Here is a 15,512-nt window from a genome sequence, read left to right on the forward strand (position 1 = left end):
CAAATTGCGGAGCGGTAGTTCAGTTGGTTAGAATACCGGCCTGTCACGCCGGGGGTCGCGGGTTCGAGTCCCGTCCGCTCCGCCAATGATTAAGAAGCCCAGTCGAAAGACTGGGCTTTTTTTCATGCCTGCAATTTGCCAAATCCCCCTCGATTTCACCTTCACACTGCCTTGCTTGGCGGCACGTTTGCCTCGACCGCCCATCAGTAGAATACGCAGAGCCAGATGGTGGGCGTCTCGGGGTGGGTCCACTCCACCCGATGTTTCTGGCGGGCGGGAATATTGATGTGATCGCCCGGCCCCAGCAGCACCAGCTGCTGTTCATCGGTTTGCGGATCGGAAAACAGCAGGCTGGCCTCACCCTGCACGATCAGCACCCATTCGTGTTCATCTTGATCGTACCACTCGCCAGGTGCGGTCTGATGCCCCAGGGAGACGATGCGCTCTATCCGCAGATGATTGGTGCTCACCAGATCCTGAAAGAGTTCGGCAGGCAGAGGGGAGGGAATATCGTTCAGCAGATTGCGAGTGTGCATGGGTCATCTCCAGTCTGGCGGAAGGGGTCCTTGCAGTATAGGAGTCTCTTTCTGGCGGATCAGTCCATTCAGGGGATGGCAATGAGTGACGACTGGCACCCTTCTTCTCGACTTTGTGGAAAAAGTCGGAGAAGTCGCTGCAATCTGGGTGAATTCTTGCTATTTTGCGCAGCCATAAAAGCAAACGATTTCCTTCACACTTTTAGGATGAGTTATGGCAACGCAAGATATGGCCGCCCAAGCAGGAAGAGGCAGCTTTTTGGATTCCTATTTTTCCATTTCCGAGCGCGGCAGCAGCGTGCGTCAGGAACTGTTGGCCGGGCTGACTACCTTCCTGGCCATGGTGTACAGCGTCATAGTGGTACCCAATATGCTGGGTGTCGCGGGCTTTGAGCAGGGGCCTGTGTTCGTCGCCACCTGTCTGATCGCCGCCTTTGGCTCCCTGCTGATGGGGCTCTGGGCCCGCCTGCCGATGGCCATCGGCTGCGCCATCTCCCTCACCGCCTTTACCGCCTTCAGCCTGGTGCTGGGGCAGGGGCTGAGCATCCCGGTTGCGCTGGGTGCCATCTTCTGGATGGGGGTGCTGTTTACCCTGATCAGCGTCACCGGTGTGCGTCAGTGGATTCTGGCCAACCTGCCATCCGGCATCGCCCACGGCACCGGCATCGGCATCGGCCTGTTCCTGCTGCTGATCGCCACCAACGGCGTCGGCATGGTGATCAAGAACGAGGGGGCCGGTCTGCCGGTGCAGCTCGGTGAGGTGACCTCCTTCCCGGTCATCATGACAGTGCTGGGGCTGGCCGCCATCTTCGGGCTGGAGCGCCGCAAGGTGCCGGGCGGCATCCTGATGGTAATAGTCGCCATCTCTGTGCTGGGTCTCTTCTTCGACCCCAAGGTGACCTGGCAGGGCTTCTTCGCCATGCCTAGCCTGACCGGCGAGAAAGGTTCCCTGGTCGGTAGCCTGGATCTGATGGGGGCACTCAACCCTGTCGTCATCCCGACCGTGCTGGCCCTGGTGATGACGGCCGTGTTCGATGCCACCGGCACCATCCGTGCCGTCGCGGGTCAGGCGGGTCTGGTCAACGAGCGTGGCCACATCATCAGTGGCGGCAAGGCCCTGACCGCCGACTCCGTCAGCAGCATGGTGGCCGGTATGGTGGGCGGTGCCCCTGCCGCCGTCTACATCGAATCGGCCGCCGGCACCGCCGCCGGTGGCAAGACCGGCCTGACCGCGACCCTGGTCGGCGTGCTGTTCCTGCTGATGATCTTCCTCTCCCCGCTGAGCTATCTGGTGCCGGCCTACGCCACCGCACCGGCGCTGATGTACGTCGGCCTGCTGATGCTGGGTAACGTCACCAAGCTGGACTTCAGCGACTCGGTCGATGCGCTGGCGGGCATGCTGTGCGCCGTCTTCATCGTGCTCACCTGCAACATAGTCACCGGCATCATGCTGGGCTTCGTGGCATTGGTGATTGGCCGCCTGTTTGCCGCCGAGTGGAAGAAGCTCAACGTCGGCACCGTCATCATCGCCCTGGCGCTGGTGACCTTCTACGCCGGTGGTTGGGCCATCTAACCTACCCAGATATCTCCAGATATAGCGAAGGGCCCTGCGGGGCCCTTTTTCATGGCTGTGAGACGGCTAACAATTTTCTCCCTGCTTGCTTCATGGGGTTTCAGAGTGAAACGCCGGGCCCGCTTTTTCTGTTTCAGATCCGAACCGAACGGGCCGTCATTTTTATCCCGCACTATCCCGTTAGACTGGCTCCATCAACCATTTGCCCACCCGTGTGGTGGCAAGCCAAGGAGTGAGCGATGAAGAAGCTGATCAATGCCGTCGATGCCGTGGTCCGTGAACAACTGATGGGGATGGCCGCCGCCCACCCCGAGCTCAAGGTCCGTATCGAACCCCACTACATCACCCGTGCCGATTCCCCCGTGCCGGGCAAGGTGGCGCTGGTGTCCGGTGGTGGCAGCGGCCATGAGCCGATGCACGGCGGCCTGGTGGGCAAGGGGATGCTGGATGGCGCCTGCCCCGGCGAGATCTTCACCTCCCCGACTCCGGATCAGATGTACGAGTGCGGTCAGGCGGTCGACGGTGGCGCCGGGGTGCTGTTCCTAGTGAAGAACTACACCGGTGACGTGCTCAACTTCGAGACTGCGGTGGAGTTGCTGCACGGCGATGGCATCCAGGTCGGCTTCTCCCTGATCGATGACGACGTGGCGGTGAAGGACAGCCTCTATACCGCCGGCCGTCGTGGCGTCGCCACCACAGTGCTGTGCGAGAAACTGGTGGGGGCCGCCGCCGAGGCTGGCTATGACCTGGCGCGCTGCGAGGCGCTGGCCCGCCGCATCAACAACCAGAGCCGTACCATAGGCGTGGCCCTGCACGCCTGTACCGTGCCTGCCGCTGGCAAACCCTCCTTCACCCTGGGGGACAACGAGATGGAGTTCGGGGTCGGTATCCACGGTGAACCCGGCATAGCGCGTCGTCCCTTCACCGATCTCGATACCCTGGTGGATGAGATGTTCAGGGAGCTGGCGGACAACAGCCCCTATGGCCGCACCCTGCGCCACTGGGACAGAGCCTCCGGCAGCTGGCAGGAGGAGCACAGCTTCATCGAGCCGCTGAATGAGGGAGACAGGGTCATAGTGCTGGTCAACAGCCTGGGGGGCACCCCCCTCTCAGAGCTGTACGGCGTCTATGGCCGACTCGCCACCCTGTGTGAGGCGGCGGGTATCCATCCGGTGCGCAACCTGATCGGCCCCTACTGCACGGCCCTCGACATGACCGGCATCTCCATCACCCTGCTCAAGGTGGATGACGAGCTGATGACCCTGTGGGATGCTCCCGTCAATACCCCCGCCCTGCGTCGCGGCTGCTAAGGAAAGTCCATGTTAAGCAAACATCAAATCGTCAACTGGCTGCTCGATTGCGAGCACATCTTCACCGAGCAGCGTGACTATCTCACCGCCCTGGATACCGACATCGGCGATGGCGACCATGGCCTCAACATGCAGCGCGGTTTCACCAAGGTGGCCGAGAAGCTGCCCGCGGTGGCGGACAAGGATATCGGCCAGGTGCTCAAAACCACCGGCATGACCCTGCTCTCCTCCGTGGGGGGCGCCAGCGGCCCGCTCTACGGCACCTTCTTCATCCGGGCGGCGGCCAGCGCCGACGCCTGCCAGAGTCTGACCCTGAGCCAGCTTGGCAAGATGCTGGCCGACGGGGTGGAGGGGATAGTCTCCCGCGGCCGTGCCGAGCCCGGCGACAAGACCATGTGCGATGCCTGGTGGCCGGCGCTGGCGGCCCTGCAGCTGGCGCAGCAGCAAGCGCTGCCGCTGGCCGAGGCGCTGGACAAGGCGGTGGTGGCCGCAGCGGCCGGTGCCGAGGCGACCATACAGATGCAGGCCCGCAAGGGGCGCGCCAGCTACCTTGGCGAGCGCAGCATAGGCCATCAGGATGCCGGGGCCACCTCGACCCTGCTGCTGCTGACCGCCCTGCGTGACAGAGCGAGGCTGTAGCATGATAGGCATAGTCGTAGTCTCCCACAGCGCCACCCTGGCGGCCGGATTGCAGGAGCTGGCAGCACAGCTGGGCAGCCCGGCGCGGCTGCTGCTGGCGGCCGGGGTCGATGACCCCGCGCACCCCATAGGCACCGACGCCATCGCCGTGATGAGTGCGATAGAACAGGCGGATGACGGCAGCGGCGTGCTGGTGTTGATGGATCTCGGCAGCGCCCTGCTGAGCGCCGAGACAGCCCTCGAGCTGTTGCCCCCCGAGCTGAGCGCCCGGGTGCGGCTCTGCCCGGCGCCGCTGGTCGAGGGTACCCTGGCCGCCGTGGTGGCGGCTGGCGCCGGTCTGGGTCTGGATGAGGTGGCGGCCGAGGCGCTCGGGGCATTGGGCCCCAAGCAGGCCATGCTGCCCGCCAAAGAGGCTTCGGCAGTGATCGAGGCGGCACCGCTGGCCGATGAGGGTTGGCTGCGTTGCGAGGTGGTGGTCGACAACCCCCATGGCCTGCATGTGCGCCCGGCCGCCCGTCTGGTGGCGGCCCTCAAGCCCTTCGCCGCCGAGTTGCGCCTCCTGCGCGGCGACAAGGAGGTCAATCCCCGCAGTCTGACCCGGCTGGCCATGCTCAACGTACGCCAGGGGGACAGGCTCAGCCTGCTGGCGCGGGGGGAGGATGCCGACGCCGCCCTTGCCTGCTTCCGGCAACTGGCCGACGAGCGCTTCGGCGACTGACTCTCACCGCCTATCCTCTTGCTCAGGCCCCGCCACCGCGGGGCCTTTTTTTGCTCTCTCTGCCGGTTGTTACCGGGCCGAATCGCGACCCGAGCCGCCGTCAGCCGTGATAGTCGGCGGGATCCAGGCCGATGAGCTTGAGCCGCCGCCAGAGGGTGGTGCGGCCGATGCCCAGCTGCTGCGCCATCAGGCTGACCTGGCCCTTGCAGGCGTGGGCGCAGCGCAGGATGGCCTGGCGCTCCAGCTCTGCCAGGGTGAGTCGCGGCTGTCCCACCACCTCGTCTTCCTGTTGCTGATAGCCGTGACGGATGGCCGCCGGCAGCGCCTCCGGCGGGATAGGCCCGCCGCTGCCGTGGAGCTGGGCGTGCTCGACGGCACTGCGCAGCTCCCCCAGGTTGCCGGGCCAGGGGTAGGCCAGCAGGCAGTCGAGGGCCGCCGGGCTGAACTGGCGGACGGGCTCGCTCCCCTGCGCCGCCAGCTGCTGGCGGATGAGGGCGGGCAAGTCGGCCCCGCGCTCGCGCAGGCTCGGCAGCCACAGCTCGCACCCTTGCAGGGCGTAGAGCAGCTGGCGACCGAAGAGCCCCTCCTGCACTCGTTGCTCCAGCGCTGCGCTACTGGTGGCGATGATCCGCACCTTGAGCGGCAGGATACGGGCCGAGTCGAAGCGCTGGATGCGGCCGGTCTTGAGCAGTTGCAGCAGGGCCGCCTGCATGGGGGCGGGCAGATACTCCACCTGCTCCAGCACCAGGGTGCCACCGTGGGCCAGCTCGAACTTGCCGGCCCGCTCCTGCCCCGCCTCATCGGAGCCCATCAGCTCCAGCGCCATCCGCTCGCTCGGCAGCGCCTGGCAGTTGAGGCTGATGAGGGGCCCGGCGGCCCGCTCGCTGCCAAAGTGGATGGCCTCCGCCAGCTGCGCCTTGCCCACCTCTTCTTCCCCGCGCAGCAGCATGGGCCCCTGACTGCGGGCCGCCTGGCGGGCGTGGCGCAGCAGCTTGCGCATGGCGCTCGACTCCCCCACCAGGGCCGAGAGCTCGGGCACCGTCTGGCGCAGCTGGTTGATGGCGCGTAGCCTGTCGATGGGATGGAACAGGGCGATAAAGCTGACCCCGTCGGGCCCGGGCAGCGGCTTGAGGCTTATCAGCGCACTGATGAACTCCCCTGTCTGCTCGCCTAGCCGCTCCAGAGTCACCTCCACGTGGCTGAGCGGGGTCTGGCCCTGGATGGCGAGCAGCAGGCGCTGGGGCAGCAGCAGGTGCCGCTCCAGCGGCTGGCCGAGGCAGAGATCCGGATCTAGCCGCAGTCGCCGGGCCGCCAGCGCGTTGAGGTAGCGCAGCTTGCCTTGCGGATCCCAGGCCAGCACACCGTCGTCCATGCCATCGAGCAGGGCGTAGAGTTCGCTCAGGTGGTGCTGGGACTCCTGCATCAGGCGCTCCATCTGCAGCAGATGAGCCAGCTCGCGACCGGCGCTGACGGTGAGCGCCAGATCCCCCTGGGTCGCCGCGTCCACCTTGCAGACCAGGGCTATGATGGCGACCTGGCGGCCGTTGCTGTTGTAGACCGGGCTGGCGCAGCAGTGCCAGGGATGCAGGGTCTGGTTGAAGTGTTGGGGGCCGCTGACGCACAGCGGCACCCCCTCCAGCGCCGCCAGATTGATGGCATTGGTGCCGATGCGCCCCTCGCTGAAGAAGGCGCCGAGACCAAAGCCCAGCGCCTCGAGTTCCGCAAGCGTCTCGCCGTGGCCGGTGCGGGCCAGCAGGCAGCCGCTCTCGTCGGTGAGCAGCAGGGCGCAGGGGCGCCCCTCCATGAATTCGTAGAGATCCTCCATCGCCATCTCGCCTGTGGTGAGCAGATCCCGCTTGCGTTGGCGCAGGCTGTGCAGGGTCTGCCCCTTGGCGCTGTGGGGCGGGTGCCAGAGGTGGCTGCTGGTCTGATGGGCGCAGCGCAGCCAGGAGGCCTGCAGATACTCAGGCCAGGGCTGCAGTGGCTGGGGGTCGGATGACAGGGTCACATCGATATCCGGCAAGGTAGAAGCCGTCCATTTAACCACGCCGCCCTCGCCGATTCAGTGATGCGCTTCAGAGCCTCGCAACCTCGGCTTCCCCGATGAGGGCCGCGGCCTTGGCAAACTGCTGACTCAGCCAGTGGCAGAGGGTGCGGCACTGGGGCGTCTGCTCGCTCTCCTGATGCACCAGCATGCTCCATTGGGGCCCTTTTACCCTATAGGACGAGAGCGGCAACAGCAGCCCCTGTTGCCTGGCCAGCTGGGAGAGCCGCTCGCTCACCAGCGCCACACCGAGCCCGGCACTGGCGGCATCCAGCAGCAGGCCGGGATCGGAGAAATTGAGCACCCTGGGTGCGCAACTGCAGATCCTCACCTCCCTTCAGGGTCCAGTGGTGCCAGTCCATCTCCCGCTCCCCGTGCAAGGTGGTGCGCTCCGCGGCCGGTTGTGCCAGCACCGCCGGGGTCGCCACCGGCAGCAGCCTGTCCTCCAGCAGCAGCTGATGGCGACACTCGGCCTGGGGTACCAGATCGCTGCGCAACGCCAGATCCATGGTGAATGCCACCATGACCGGCAACCCGGATATCTATCTGGATGAGGCCAGCTATGAGCGACTCATTCCAGGCCAGGATATTGCACAATCCCGGATGCGTGCCCGCATGCGAGCCTGGACTCGTTTCAAGAGCAGCCTCTGAATCTGAAGGAATAAAGAGATGTCATCCCGACGCCAAGTATTGAAACAGCTGGCCGCCCCCGCTGGGTGGGCGGGACAACCGCTTCAGCCGCAGCCGGGACTTTGCCGCCGGCTACATCAACTACCTGCCGATCAACGGGGCCGTCATAGTGCCGGAGTTCGGCGACGAGGCGGCCGACCGCCATTGCCAGGATCTGCTGGCTCGCCTCTACCCGGGCCGCAAGATAGCGCAGGTCAACATAGATCCGGTGGCCGCAGGGGGCGGCGGCATTCACTGCATCACATTGCATCAGCTGGCCTGAAGGCGGCCCCGACGGTTGCAGGGGGCCAGCAGGGTTTCGTGCAACCCCAAGTCCTCGCCCCTAGGCTTCAGATCCCCGTCATGCCCAGCTCATCGAGCTGTACATGGGCGGGTTGGCGCAGGGTATAGAGCACGGCCCCTGCCAGGTCCTCGACCTGCAGCCAGCCGGGCTTGCGCTCGCTGGGGCAGGCCGGTGGCGGCACCTGCACCAGGCCGGGGCAGAGGCTGTGCACCCGGATGCCCTGCTGCTGGACCTCTTCCCGCAGCGCCTTGGCAAACCCCAGGACGGCAAACTTGGCGGCGCAATAGACGTTGGCCCTGGCATAGCCGTGCTTGGCGGCCTGGGAGGCGATGTTGATGATGGTGCCGTGCTGGTGGGCCAGCATGTCCGGCAGGCAGGCCTGGGTCAGCAGGAAGGTGCCCTTGGCGCAGGTGTTCATCACCCTGTCCCATTCCGACTCCGGCAGATCCTGCACCAGATAGTCGCTGCCGACCCCGCTGTTGTTGATGAGCAGGTCGATGGGGCCGAGTCGTGCCCTGGCCTCGGCATGGCGGGCCCGCACCTGGGCGCTGTCGCAGAGATCCAGCGCCAGGGGCAGGACTCTCACCCCATGCCGCGCGCTGAGCCTTGCCGCTTCCTGCTCCAGCAGGGCCTGGCGACGGGAGACCAGTATCAGTTCGACCCCCTGAGCGGCCAGTGCCTCGGCGATGGCCAGCCCTATGCCGCTCGCGCCACCGCTGATCAGGGCGCGTTTTGCTCTCAGTTCGTTCATGTCGTGTTCCTCCAGGATGAGCAGGCATTGTGGCGGGAGGCACGGGTGGAGGGTAGGGGACAAAGGGTGGTGGCTCGAACCCTGGTTCGGATTTTGGCGAGCCGATTCGAACTTTGGTTCTATGGGGTCATGAGGCCGGCGAGCGCACTCGGTTCTTTGCTTAAAAAAACACGCCGCCCAGGGGGCGGCGTCTTCATGCAGGGGTCAGTCCGCCCTGGGTGGCACGGGCGCCTCTATGGCGACGGGCTGATCCTCTTCCTTGATCCAGGCATCCAGCAGGGTGTAGGCCACCGCCAGCACCACCGGGCCGATGAACAGGCCTATGATGCCCATGGCCAGCAGGCCGCCGATGACGCCGACCAGGATCAGGATGAGCGGCAGATCGGCCCCGCGCTTGATGAGGAAGGGGCGCAGGAAGTTGTCCATGGTGCCCGCCAGCAGTGACCAGACCAGCAGGAAGGTGCCCCAGGTGGTATCGCCGCTCCAGAAGAGGTAGCCGACGCTGGCCAGCAGCACCGGGAAGGGGCCGATCTGGGCCACGATCAGCAGGAACATCAGCACCACCAGGATCATGGTGTAGGGGATGCCGGCAATCAGCAGTCCCAGGCCGGCCACCGACGATTGCACCAGGGCGGTCACCACCACCCCCATGGCGACGGCCCGGATGGCTTGGGAGGCGAGGACGACGGCGTTGTCGCCACGCGGGCCCGCCAGCCGATGGGCGAAGCGGCGAATGCCGTCGGCGGCCTTCTCCCCCGAGTGGTAGAGCAGGCCACAGATGGCCACCGTCAGCAGGAAGTGGACCAGCAACAGGCCGAGATTGCCCGCCTGGGAGGCGAGCCAGCGCGCGGTCTGGCCGAAATAGGGGGTCAGCTTGGTGAACAGCACCTGACCGCCGCTCGCCAGGATCTGCTGCCAGAACTCATACAGCTTGCCGCCGACCAGCGGGAACTGTTGCAACCAGAGCAGCGCGGGGGGCGGGGAATGGCTGATGCGGGTGCCCAGCTCGATCAGCATGGGGGCCTTCTCCGCCACATTGGCCAGCGCCATGAACAGTGGGATGACGAACATCAGCAGCAGGATGCAGCTCATCAGCAGGGCGGCCAGGGCGCGCTTGCCCCACAGCAGCCGCTGCGCCATCTGCATCAGCGGCCAGGTGGCGATGGTGATCATGGTGGCCCACACCAGGGCGGGCAGGAAGGGGCGCAGCACCATGAAGCACGAGATGATGAGCAGGCTGAGAAACAGCAGGCCCAGGGTGATCTTGGCCAAATCCACTTTTTTCATATGTATTGCTTTCCCTTTAACGAGGGGTTGGGCCCCGGCGAGCGGAGCCAGTATTCATGACAGTCAGCAGCCACCAGAGGCCGGCGCTCAGCCAGAGCCCCAGGCAGCCATAGAGTAACCCTTGTCCGGCCAGGATCAGCAGGGAGCTGCTGGTGAGCATTGGCATGGCGAGCAGGCCCCCGCCGATGAGGAGCCCCCCCGTCAGGGCCAGCAGCATGCAGCCGATGGCGGGAACCGGGTTTCGTTCGAGTGGTAGCAGATTACCCGATACCAGCCCCAGCGTGAACATGGCGAGTCCGGCCAGGGCGCTGGACTGGGTCAGCCAGCCCGCCAGCAGGCTGATCAGGATCAGCAGGCCCCAGCAGGCATGCCGCCTCGCCAGCGCCGCCAGCGGCGAGCGCAGGGCCAGCAGCAGGGCGCCGAGGCCAAGGCCGGCCACCACATCCGAGAGGAAGTGCACCCCGAGCCAGATGCGGGCCAGCCCCGCCAGCGCGGCCAGCAGCAGGGCCAGCGCCATGCCATGCCAGGCCTTGAGGGATGGCAGCGCGCTCAGCACCAGACCCCAGAACAGCAGGGTCGAGGCGGCGTGACCACTGGGCATGCCGAAGCCCTGGGCGCTGCGTTGGCCCAGATCGGGTTGCAGATGGAAGGGCCTGGGCCAGCCGATCCCCTCCTTGAGCAGCTGCACCAGCAGGGTGAGCAGCACCATGGCGAACAGCAGCCGGTAGAGCCGCGGCCAGCCCAGCAGCGGCAGCAACAGGCAGAGCAGCGCCAGCTGGACGGGGGCGGCCCCGAGCAGATTGCTGGCCTCAAGCCAGAGCGCGTCCGGCCCCAGCCACCGCTGCAGGCGCTGGATCAGCGGCAGCTCGGCCCTGTGCAGGGCGCTCCCCCCGGCGCTGAAGTCGGGCAACCACTGCACCTGGCTATCGGCCACCTGCGCCAGCCTGGGGACTAGCCAGTCGAGTTGCGTCGGGAAGCGACGCTGGTCATGGGGGAGTGAGGCCGGCTCGATCAGCCTGGCGTTGAGGATCTCGCCGCCGAGGTTGGGGGCCCGCAGCAGGGAGACAAAAGCCGATCCGTGCTGGGCCTGGATGGGAGTCAGTGTCTGGCAGGCGAACAGCATGGCCCGTTGCCACTGCCCCAGCTCCCCGGTGATCCGGCCGCGCAGCCCCGTCTCCTCGAACAGCTCCCGCAGGGCCGCCTGGGCCGGGGTCTCGCCCGCATCTATATAGCCTCCGCTCAGGCTGTAGCGATCGGAGATCCTGTCCTGCACCAGCAGCAGCGCCTGTTGATGCTTGATCACGCAGGCGGCGGCGCTGGGGGCGGCCTGGGCGCCGAACAGCGGGAAGAGCAACAGGAGCAGCAAACAGCAGGTTCGGATCATGGCGGCCGACGGGTGGGGATGAATGGCGGTAAGCCTCACAGAAATCAGATACTTGGGCAATGATTTCCTGCCATATATGGCCTGGTTTGAACCCGCTCCGGGCGGACAAGGATTGCCGTGCGCCGAGGCAGTCCCTAGTATTGGCAGCTATTGTTCTTTTCATTCAACACTTCTTGGGGCCTTCCATGAGACAGATTGGTTTTTTCTTAGGGGTAGCCATCGGCGTCATTCTGATACTGTTCGGTAGCATCGTCATCTTCCAGGCCCTGCCCGCCGCCCTGGACGTGCTGGAGATGCCGAGCCGCATCCCGTTCGTGCGCGAGGTCTACACCTGGCTGATGACCAGTGCCAACGGCCTCACCAGTCAACTGGAGCAGAACTTCCTGGAAGCGTTCCAGACGGTGCTCAAGCTGATACTGCTCATCACCTTCATGTGGGTCTGCGTCAAGCTGGTCAACATGGGGGTGTTGATCATCCGGGCCGGGGTCGACCTTATCCGCACCGCCATCGAGCACAGTGAAGACAAGGTGGTCAAGCCCACCGAGCAGGATCGCCATCTCCCCTGATCCGCCGAGGCAGTGCAGACAAGCAACAGGCCACCCTAGGGTGGCCTGTTGGCATTGTGGGGCTGGTGTGCCGTGGGTGCTCAGTTGAGCAGCTTCTCCAGCTCGGCTTCGGCATCGGCCCTGGCCTGCTCGCTCTGCTGCTGCGTCCCCTTGTCAGCCTGCGGCGCGCTGGCGGCACCGGCCGCTGGCTTGGCAGCCCCGGTCAAGGCCTTGCTGGCCTGCTGCTGCGTGGTGGTAGCGGCACTGACCGCCGGCTTGGCGGAATCGGTCACGGCCTGATTGGCCTGTTGCAGGGGGCTGGTGGCACTCTTGCTGGCCTGCTGCTGCACCGTAGCGGTCGCGCCACTCACCGCCTGGGTGGCGGTATCGGTCAGGGCCTTGCTGGCTTGTTGCTGCACCGCATTGGTGGTGCCGCTCATTGCCTGCCTGGCGGAATCGGTCACGGCCTGATTGGCCTGTTGCAGGGGGCTGGTGGCACTCTTGCTGACTTGCTGCTGCACAGTACCGGTGGCGCTGCTCACCGCCTGGGTGGTGGCGTCGGTCAGGGCCTTGTTGGCCTGTTGCTGCACCGCGTTGGTGGCACCGCCGACCGCCTGCTTGGCGGAGTTCGTCACGGCCTGGGTGGCACTCTGTTGCATGGCGCCCACCACATTGCCCAGCAGGGAACCGCTCGAACCGGTCAGCACCTTGCCGACGTCACCGAGGGCGGTGGCCTGGCTCTGCCATCCCTGCATCGCACTGGGCCAGCTCGGGGTCGCCGCGGTCAGGTTTTCACCGAACACCTGGGTCGCGCCATCGCTCTTCTGCAGCATGACGGAGAGCTGGTTGGTATCGGCGTTCCACACCATGCCAGCCTGCTTGGCGATATCCGGCACCGGGGCGTAGCGGGAGACGACGTAGAACAGCGGACCCTCCTGCTGCAACTCGTTGGCCGTCTTGAGCAGTTGCATGGTGTTGTCGTAATTCGGCCCCAGCATGGCGGTCATCCTGTCCTTGATCAGCGGCTGCTCGAACAGGTTGACTTCGTTCGGATCGAAACCGACCAGCGGCTTGAGCAGCGCCCACATCAACTGGCTGGTGGGGCTCATCAGCAGCAGGGGGGCAACGCAGGCGGACAACATCAGACTCAGGCAGGTAGCCTGCAGCAACGGCATGATACGCATTGACAACATATCCAAGTAATTATTTGATTAATAAGGGTATATATTGCCATATCCCGACAATATCACCTGAACTGGAGCGCCGCTTCCTGGCGGGATGCGGCGGTCGCTGGCAGGCTACCATATTGCCCCCGGAATGCCAGATGAGCCGATATTTATTGGTCAAGTCGGCGACAATGATGGTCGCTTTAGTGGATCTCCCCCTCGTCGTCACAGGTTTCATCTCATGCTCAGAACCGCGTTTTATCTGTTTGCCCTGACGGGTCTCACCCCCGTGCTCGCCGCCCCGGCCGCCAACTCCCTCAGCCATGGGGTGGGGGCGGAGCTGGTGCTGCCGCTTGGCGCCTTGCCGGAGCGGGTCTGCTGGTATCAGGATCAGAAATACTCCCTCGGTGCCCGCATCCAGCAGGGCGACGGCTGGCTGGAGTGCGGCCCGCAAAACGCGCAGGAGAGCAACGGCCCCCTGGCCTGGCGCGAGCCTGTGGTGCGTCTGCCCGCCGCCGAAGGGGCCGCCAATAGAGAGACGATCAGCGTGGGCCAGTGAGGCTTTTCTTGATCCAGCTACAGACATGGAAGTGATCTCTGTCGCATAATGCGGCTCTTTCTTCTCTTGGCTGGGACCTAAGAAATGGCTCGTCGCTCTTCCAATATGCAACGTCGTCGCAGTAGTTGGTGGTACAAACGCCTGTTGGTACGGGAACGGGCAGAGCGCGAAGCGCGTTCCGTTCGGGATTGAAACAGCATCGGTAAGCGGAGCCCCAGGGCTCCGTTTTTTATTCCTCAGACCGGGCGTCGCTCTTCCTCCCTTTATCCAATCCAACGTCGTCGCAGTAGTTTGTGGTACCAGCGCCTGTTGGGTCGGGAACGGGCAGAGCGCGAAGGCGCTGCGTTCGGGATTGAAACAGCATCGGTAAACGGAGCCTCAGGGCTCCGTTTTTTATTCATCAGGCGCAGCAGGCAAGTCTGGGCTGCGCGCCAAGATAAAAAATAAGTGCATAAAAAGGGGGGGCCTGATGGCCCCCCCTTTTATATTGCATGCCGGCGGCCTAACGCTGCAAGGCGGCCAGCGCCAGCTCGACCCGCTTGGCGTATTCCGGATCGGCCTGCTCCAGGTGCCTGAGCTGGACCGCGACTATGGCGTCATCCTCCACCTGGATGAGGGAGCGGGCCAGGTTGGCGGCGAGGCGCGAGCGTTGCCCCTCGTCCATGAGGCGGAACAGCTGGCCCGGCTGGCTGTAGTAATCGCTGTCGTAGTCGCGGAAGTCGTAGTGCAGGGCGGCCCCTTCCAGGCTCAGTGCCGGCTCGTGCTGCTCGCTCGGCTGCTGGGTACCGAAGCGGTTCGGCTGGTAGTTCGGGCTGGCGCCGCCGTTGCCGTCGCTGCGCATGGCGCCATCGCGATGGGCGCCGCTGAACGGGCAGCGGGGGGCGTTGACCGGCAGCAGGCCGTGGTTGACCCCGAGGCGGTAGCGCTGGGTATCGCCATAGGAGAACAGCCGACCCTGCAGCATGCGATCCGGCGAGAAGCCGATGCCGGGCACCACGTTGGCCGGGGTGAAGGCCGCCTGCTCCACGTGGGCGAAGTAGTTGTCCGGGTTCTGGTTCAGCTCCAGCACCCCGACCGGGATCAGCGGGTAGTCACCGTGAGGCCACACCTTGGTGAGATCGAAGGGGTGGATGTGGTAGCTGTGGGCCTCCGCCTCCGGCATCACCTGCACATAGACCTTCCAGCGCGGGAAGTCGCCCCGCTCGATGGCGTTGTAGAGATCCGCCTGGCTGCTCTCCCTATCCTGACCGACCACGGCGGCGGCCTCTTCATCCGTGTAGAAGCTGTGACCCTGCTCGCTCTTGAAGTGGAACTTGACCCAGGAGCGCTCGTTGGCGTCGTTGATGAAGCTGAAGGTGTGGCTGCCGTAGCCGTTCATCTCCCGCAGGCTCTTGGGGATGCCGCGATCGCTGAACAAGATGGTGACCTGGTGCAGGGATTCAGGGTGACGGGACCAGAAATCCCAGGCGGCGGTGGCGCTGCGCAGGTTGGTGCGCGGATCCCGCTTCTGGGTGTGGATGAAGTCCGGGAACTTGAGCGGGTCGCGGATGAAGAACACAGGGGTGTTGTTGCCCACCAGATCCCAGTTGCCCTGCTCGGTGTAAAACTTCAAGGCGAAGCCGCGCACGTCGCGCTCGGCATCGGCGGCGCCCTTCTCCCCGGCCACGGTGGAGAAGCGCAGGAACACCGGGGTCTGCTTGCCGACGCTGTTGAACAGGTCGGCCTTGCTGAACCGGCTGATGTCGTGGGTCAGGGTAAAGGTGCCGTAGGCGCCGGAGCCCTTGGCGTGAACCACTCGCTCCGGGATCCGCTCCCGATCGAAATGCGCCAGCTTCTCCATCAACCAGATGTCTTGCATCAGCACAGGGCCACGGGGGCCGGCGGTGAGGCTGTTGTTGTTGTCGACGACGGGGGCGCCATTGGCGCTATGCAGGCTCTTGTCAGTCATGGGGCATCTCCTTGTGATGATGGAGGCACGATACGGCAAGGGGCGCGAGCGGGGCCAATCGGTCAGCTCTAAGTGTTTG

General features: G+C 65.1%; 16 protein-coding genes, 1 tRNA gene and 1 pseudogene. 10 read left to right on the plus strand and 8 right to left on the minus strand.

All coding sequences use genetic code 11. The features are described 5' to 3' along the window. Positions 1 to 8: 8 nt before the first annotated feature. Positions 9 to 85: transfer RNA gene (locus AACW18_RS01045), tRNA-Asp, on the plus strand. A gap of 118 nt (positions 86 to 203) precedes the next feature. On the opposite strand, the gene AACW18_RS01050 is transcribed toward AACW18_RS01045, so the two are convergent. Continuing rightward, positions 204 to 536 carry a cupin domain-containing protein gene (locus AACW18_RS01050; RefSeq protein WP_042653433.1) on the minus strand — a complete coding sequence of 111 codons (333 nt, stop codon included), beginning with the start codon at positions 534 to 536 and terminating at the stop codon, positions 204 to 206. A 214-nt stretch (positions 537 to 750) separates the two neighbouring features. On the opposite strand from AACW18_RS01050, the gene AACW18_RS01055 reads away from it, so the two are divergent. The 4 genes from AACW18_RS01055 to dhaM all read left to right on the plus strand — a co-directional run bounded on the left by AACW18_RS01055 (position 751) and on the right by dhaM (position 4,776). Beyond that, positions 751 to 2,109 carry an NCS2 family permease gene (locus AACW18_RS01055; protein ID WP_218389900.1) on the plus strand — a complete coding sequence of 453 codons (1,359 nt, stop codon included), beginning with the start codon at positions 751 to 753 and terminating at the stop codon, positions 2,107 to 2,109. A gap of 239 nt (positions 2,110 to 2,348) precedes the next feature. Then, positions 2,349 to 3,419: a dihydroxyacetone kinase subunit DhaK gene (dhaK, locus tag AACW18_RS01060; protein ID WP_218389901.1), complete on the plus strand. Its 1,071-nt coding sequence runs from the start codon at positions 2,349 to 2,351 to the stop codon at positions 3,417 to 3,419. A gap of 9 nt (positions 3,420 to 3,428) precedes the next feature. Further along, entirely contained in the window at positions 3,429 to 4,058 is a 630-nt protein-coding gene (gene dhaL, locus AACW18_RS01065) for a dihydroxyacetone kinase subunit DhaL (protein ID WP_218389902.1), read from the plus strand. A 1-nt stretch (position 4,059) separates the two neighbouring features. Then, positions 4,060 to 4,776, plus strand: coding sequence for a dihydroxyacetone kinase phosphoryl donor subunit DhaM (gene dhaM, locus AACW18_RS01070; RefSeq protein ID WP_218389903.1), 717 nt, complete (start codon positions 4,060 to 4,062; stop codon positions 4,774 to 4,776). A gap of 100 nt (positions 4,777 to 4,876) precedes the next feature. On the opposite strand, the gene dhaR is transcribed toward dhaM, so the two are convergent. Together dhaR and AACW18_RS01080 are read right to left on the minus strand one after the other, a co-directional pair. Further along, positions 4,877 to 6,778 (minus strand): dihydroxyacetone kinase operon transcriptional regulator DhaR, encoded by a 1,902-nt coding sequence (gene dhaR, locus AACW18_RS01075; protein ID WP_218389937.1) that lies wholly within the window; start codon positions 6,776 to 6,778, stop codon positions 4,877 to 4,879. A 73-nt stretch (positions 6,779 to 6,851) separates the two neighbouring features. After that, positions 6,852 to 7,124, minus strand: coding sequence for a LysR substrate-binding domain-containing protein (locus AACW18_RS01080; RefSeq protein ID WP_339381437.1), 273 nt, complete (start codon positions 7,122 to 7,124; stop codon positions 6,852 to 6,854). Positions 7,125 to 7,129: 5 nt separating this feature from the next. Here AACW18_RS01080 and AACW18_RS01085 point away from each other — a divergent pair, with 5 nt between their 5' ends. The 3 genes and pseudogenes from AACW18_RS01085 to AACW18_RS01095 all read left to right on the plus strand — a co-directional run. Next, positions 7,130 to 7,279, plus strand: a complete 150-nt coding sequence (locus AACW18_RS01085; protein WP_256351991.1) for a hypothetical protein — start codon at positions 7,130 to 7,132, stop codon at positions 7,277 to 7,279. A gap of 51 nt (positions 7,280 to 7,330) precedes the next feature. Continuing rightward, positions 7,331 to 7,471, plus strand: a complete 141-nt coding sequence (locus AACW18_RS01090) for a hypothetical protein (RefSeq protein WP_218330053.1) — start codon at positions 7,331 to 7,333, stop codon at positions 7,469 to 7,471. Between the two features lie 52 nt (positions 7,472 to 7,523). Continuing rightward, positions 7,524 to 7,772, plus strand: a pseudogene (locus AACW18_RS01095) (agmatine deiminase family protein); the annotation flags it as partial. A 67-nt stretch (positions 7,773 to 7,839) separates the two neighbouring features. Here AACW18_RS01095 and AACW18_RS01100 read toward each other — a convergent pair. The 3 genes from AACW18_RS01100 to AACW18_RS01110 form a co-directional block, all read right to left on the minus strand. Then, positions 7,840 to 8,544: an SDR family oxidoreductase gene (locus AACW18_RS01100; RefSeq protein ID WP_218292735.1), complete on the minus strand. Its 705-nt coding sequence runs from the start codon at positions 8,542 to 8,544 to the stop codon at positions 7,840 to 7,842. Between the two features lie 204 nt (positions 8,545 to 8,748). Further along, positions 8,749 to 9,837 carry an AI-2E family transporter YdiK gene (gene ydiK / locus AACW18_RS01105; protein WP_042653424.1) on the minus strand — a complete coding sequence of 363 codons (1,089 nt, stop codon included), beginning with the start codon at positions 9,835 to 9,837 and terminating at the stop codon, positions 8,749 to 8,751. Between the two features lie 10 nt (positions 9,838 to 9,847). Then, positions 9,848 to 11,215: a bifunctional NUDIX hydrolase/phosphatase PAP2 family protein gene (locus tag AACW18_RS01110; protein ID WP_218389904.1), complete on the minus strand. Its 1,368-nt coding sequence runs from the start codon at positions 11,213 to 11,215 to the stop codon at positions 9,848 to 9,850. Positions 11,216 to 11,400: 185 nt separating this feature from the next. On the opposite strand from AACW18_RS01110, the gene AACW18_RS01115 reads away from it, so the two are divergent. Further along, entirely contained in the window at positions 11,401 to 11,781 is a 381-nt protein-coding gene (locus tag AACW18_RS01115; protein ID WP_042653423.1) for a hypothetical protein, read from the plus strand. Between the two features lie 80 nt (positions 11,782 to 11,861). On the opposite strand, the gene AACW18_RS01120 is transcribed toward AACW18_RS01115, so the two are convergent. Continuing rightward, entirely contained in the window at positions 11,862 to 12,944 is a 1,083-nt protein-coding gene (locus tag AACW18_RS01120) for a hypothetical protein (protein ID WP_218389905.1), read from the minus strand. A 223-nt stretch (positions 12,945 to 13,167) separates the two neighbouring features. Here AACW18_RS01120 and AACW18_RS01125 point away from each other — a divergent pair, with 223 nt between their 5' ends. Next, complete coding sequence (locus tag AACW18_RS01125) at positions 13,168 to 13,485, plus strand: YnjH family protein (protein ID WP_042653421.1); 318 nt, start codon at positions 13,168 to 13,170, stop codon at positions 13,483 to 13,485. Positions 13,486 to 13,987: 502 nt separating this feature from the next. Here AACW18_RS01125 and AACW18_RS01130 read toward each other — a convergent pair. Then, positions 13,988 to 15,433 carry a catalase gene (locus AACW18_RS01130; protein ID WP_218389906.1) on the minus strand — a complete coding sequence of 482 codons (1,446 nt, stop codon included), beginning with the start codon at positions 15,431 to 15,433 and terminating at the stop codon, positions 13,988 to 13,990. Positions 15,434 to 15,512: the final 79 nt, after the last annotated feature.

The sequence above is a fragment of the Aeromonas sp. sia0103 genome, from assembly GCF_963895295.1.
GTDB classification, from domain to species: domain Bacteria; phylum Pseudomonadota; class Gammaproteobacteria; order Enterobacterales; family Aeromonadaceae; genus Aeromonas; species Aeromonas encheleia.

Excerpts from the sequence above, each read along its gene's own strand:
- AACW18_RS01125 (WP_042653421.1), top strand. The coding sequence starts at position 13,168 with ATGCTCAGAACCGCGTTTTATCTGTTTGCCCTGACGGGTCTCACCCCC.
- AACW18_RS01100 (WP_218292735.1), bottom strand. The coding sequence starts at position 8,544 with ATGAACGAACTGAGAGCAAAACGCGCCCTGATCAGCGGTGGCGCGAGC.
- dhaK (WP_218389901.1), top strand. The coding sequence starts at position 2,349 with ATGAAGAAGCTGATCAATGCCGTCGATGCCGTGGTCCGTGAACAACTG.
- dhaL (WP_218389902.1), top strand. The coding sequence starts at position 3,429 with ATGTTAAGCAAACATCAAATCGTCAACTGGCTGCTCGATTGCGAGCAC.
- dhaM (WP_218389903.1), top strand. The coding sequence starts at position 4,060 with ATGATAGGCATAGTCGTAGTCTCCCACAGCGCCACCCTGGCGGCCGGA.
- AACW18_RS01110 (WP_218389904.1), bottom strand. The coding sequence starts at position 11,215 with ATGATCCGAACCTGCTGTTTGCTGCTCCTGTTGCTCTTCCCGCTGTTC.
- AACW18_RS01050 (WP_042653433.1), bottom strand. The coding sequence starts at position 536 with ATGCACACTCGCAATCTGCTGAACGATATTCCCTCCCCTCTGCCTGCC.
- AACW18_RS01120 (WP_218389905.1), bottom strand. The coding sequence starts at position 12,944 with ATGCGTATCATGCCGTTGCTGCAGGCTACCTGCCTGAGTCTGATGTTG.
- AACW18_RS01115 (WP_042653423.1), top strand. The coding sequence starts at position 11,401 with ATGAGACAGATTGGTTTTTTCTTAGGGGTAGCCATCGGCGTCATTCTG.
- AACW18_RS01055 (WP_218389900.1), top strand. The coding sequence starts at position 751 with ATGGCAACGCAAGATATGGCCGCCCAAGCAGGAAGAGGCAGCTTTTTG.
- AACW18_RS01130 (WP_218389906.1), bottom strand. The coding sequence starts at position 15,433 with ATGACTGACAAGAGCCTGCATAGCGCCAATGGCGCCCCCGTCGTCGAC.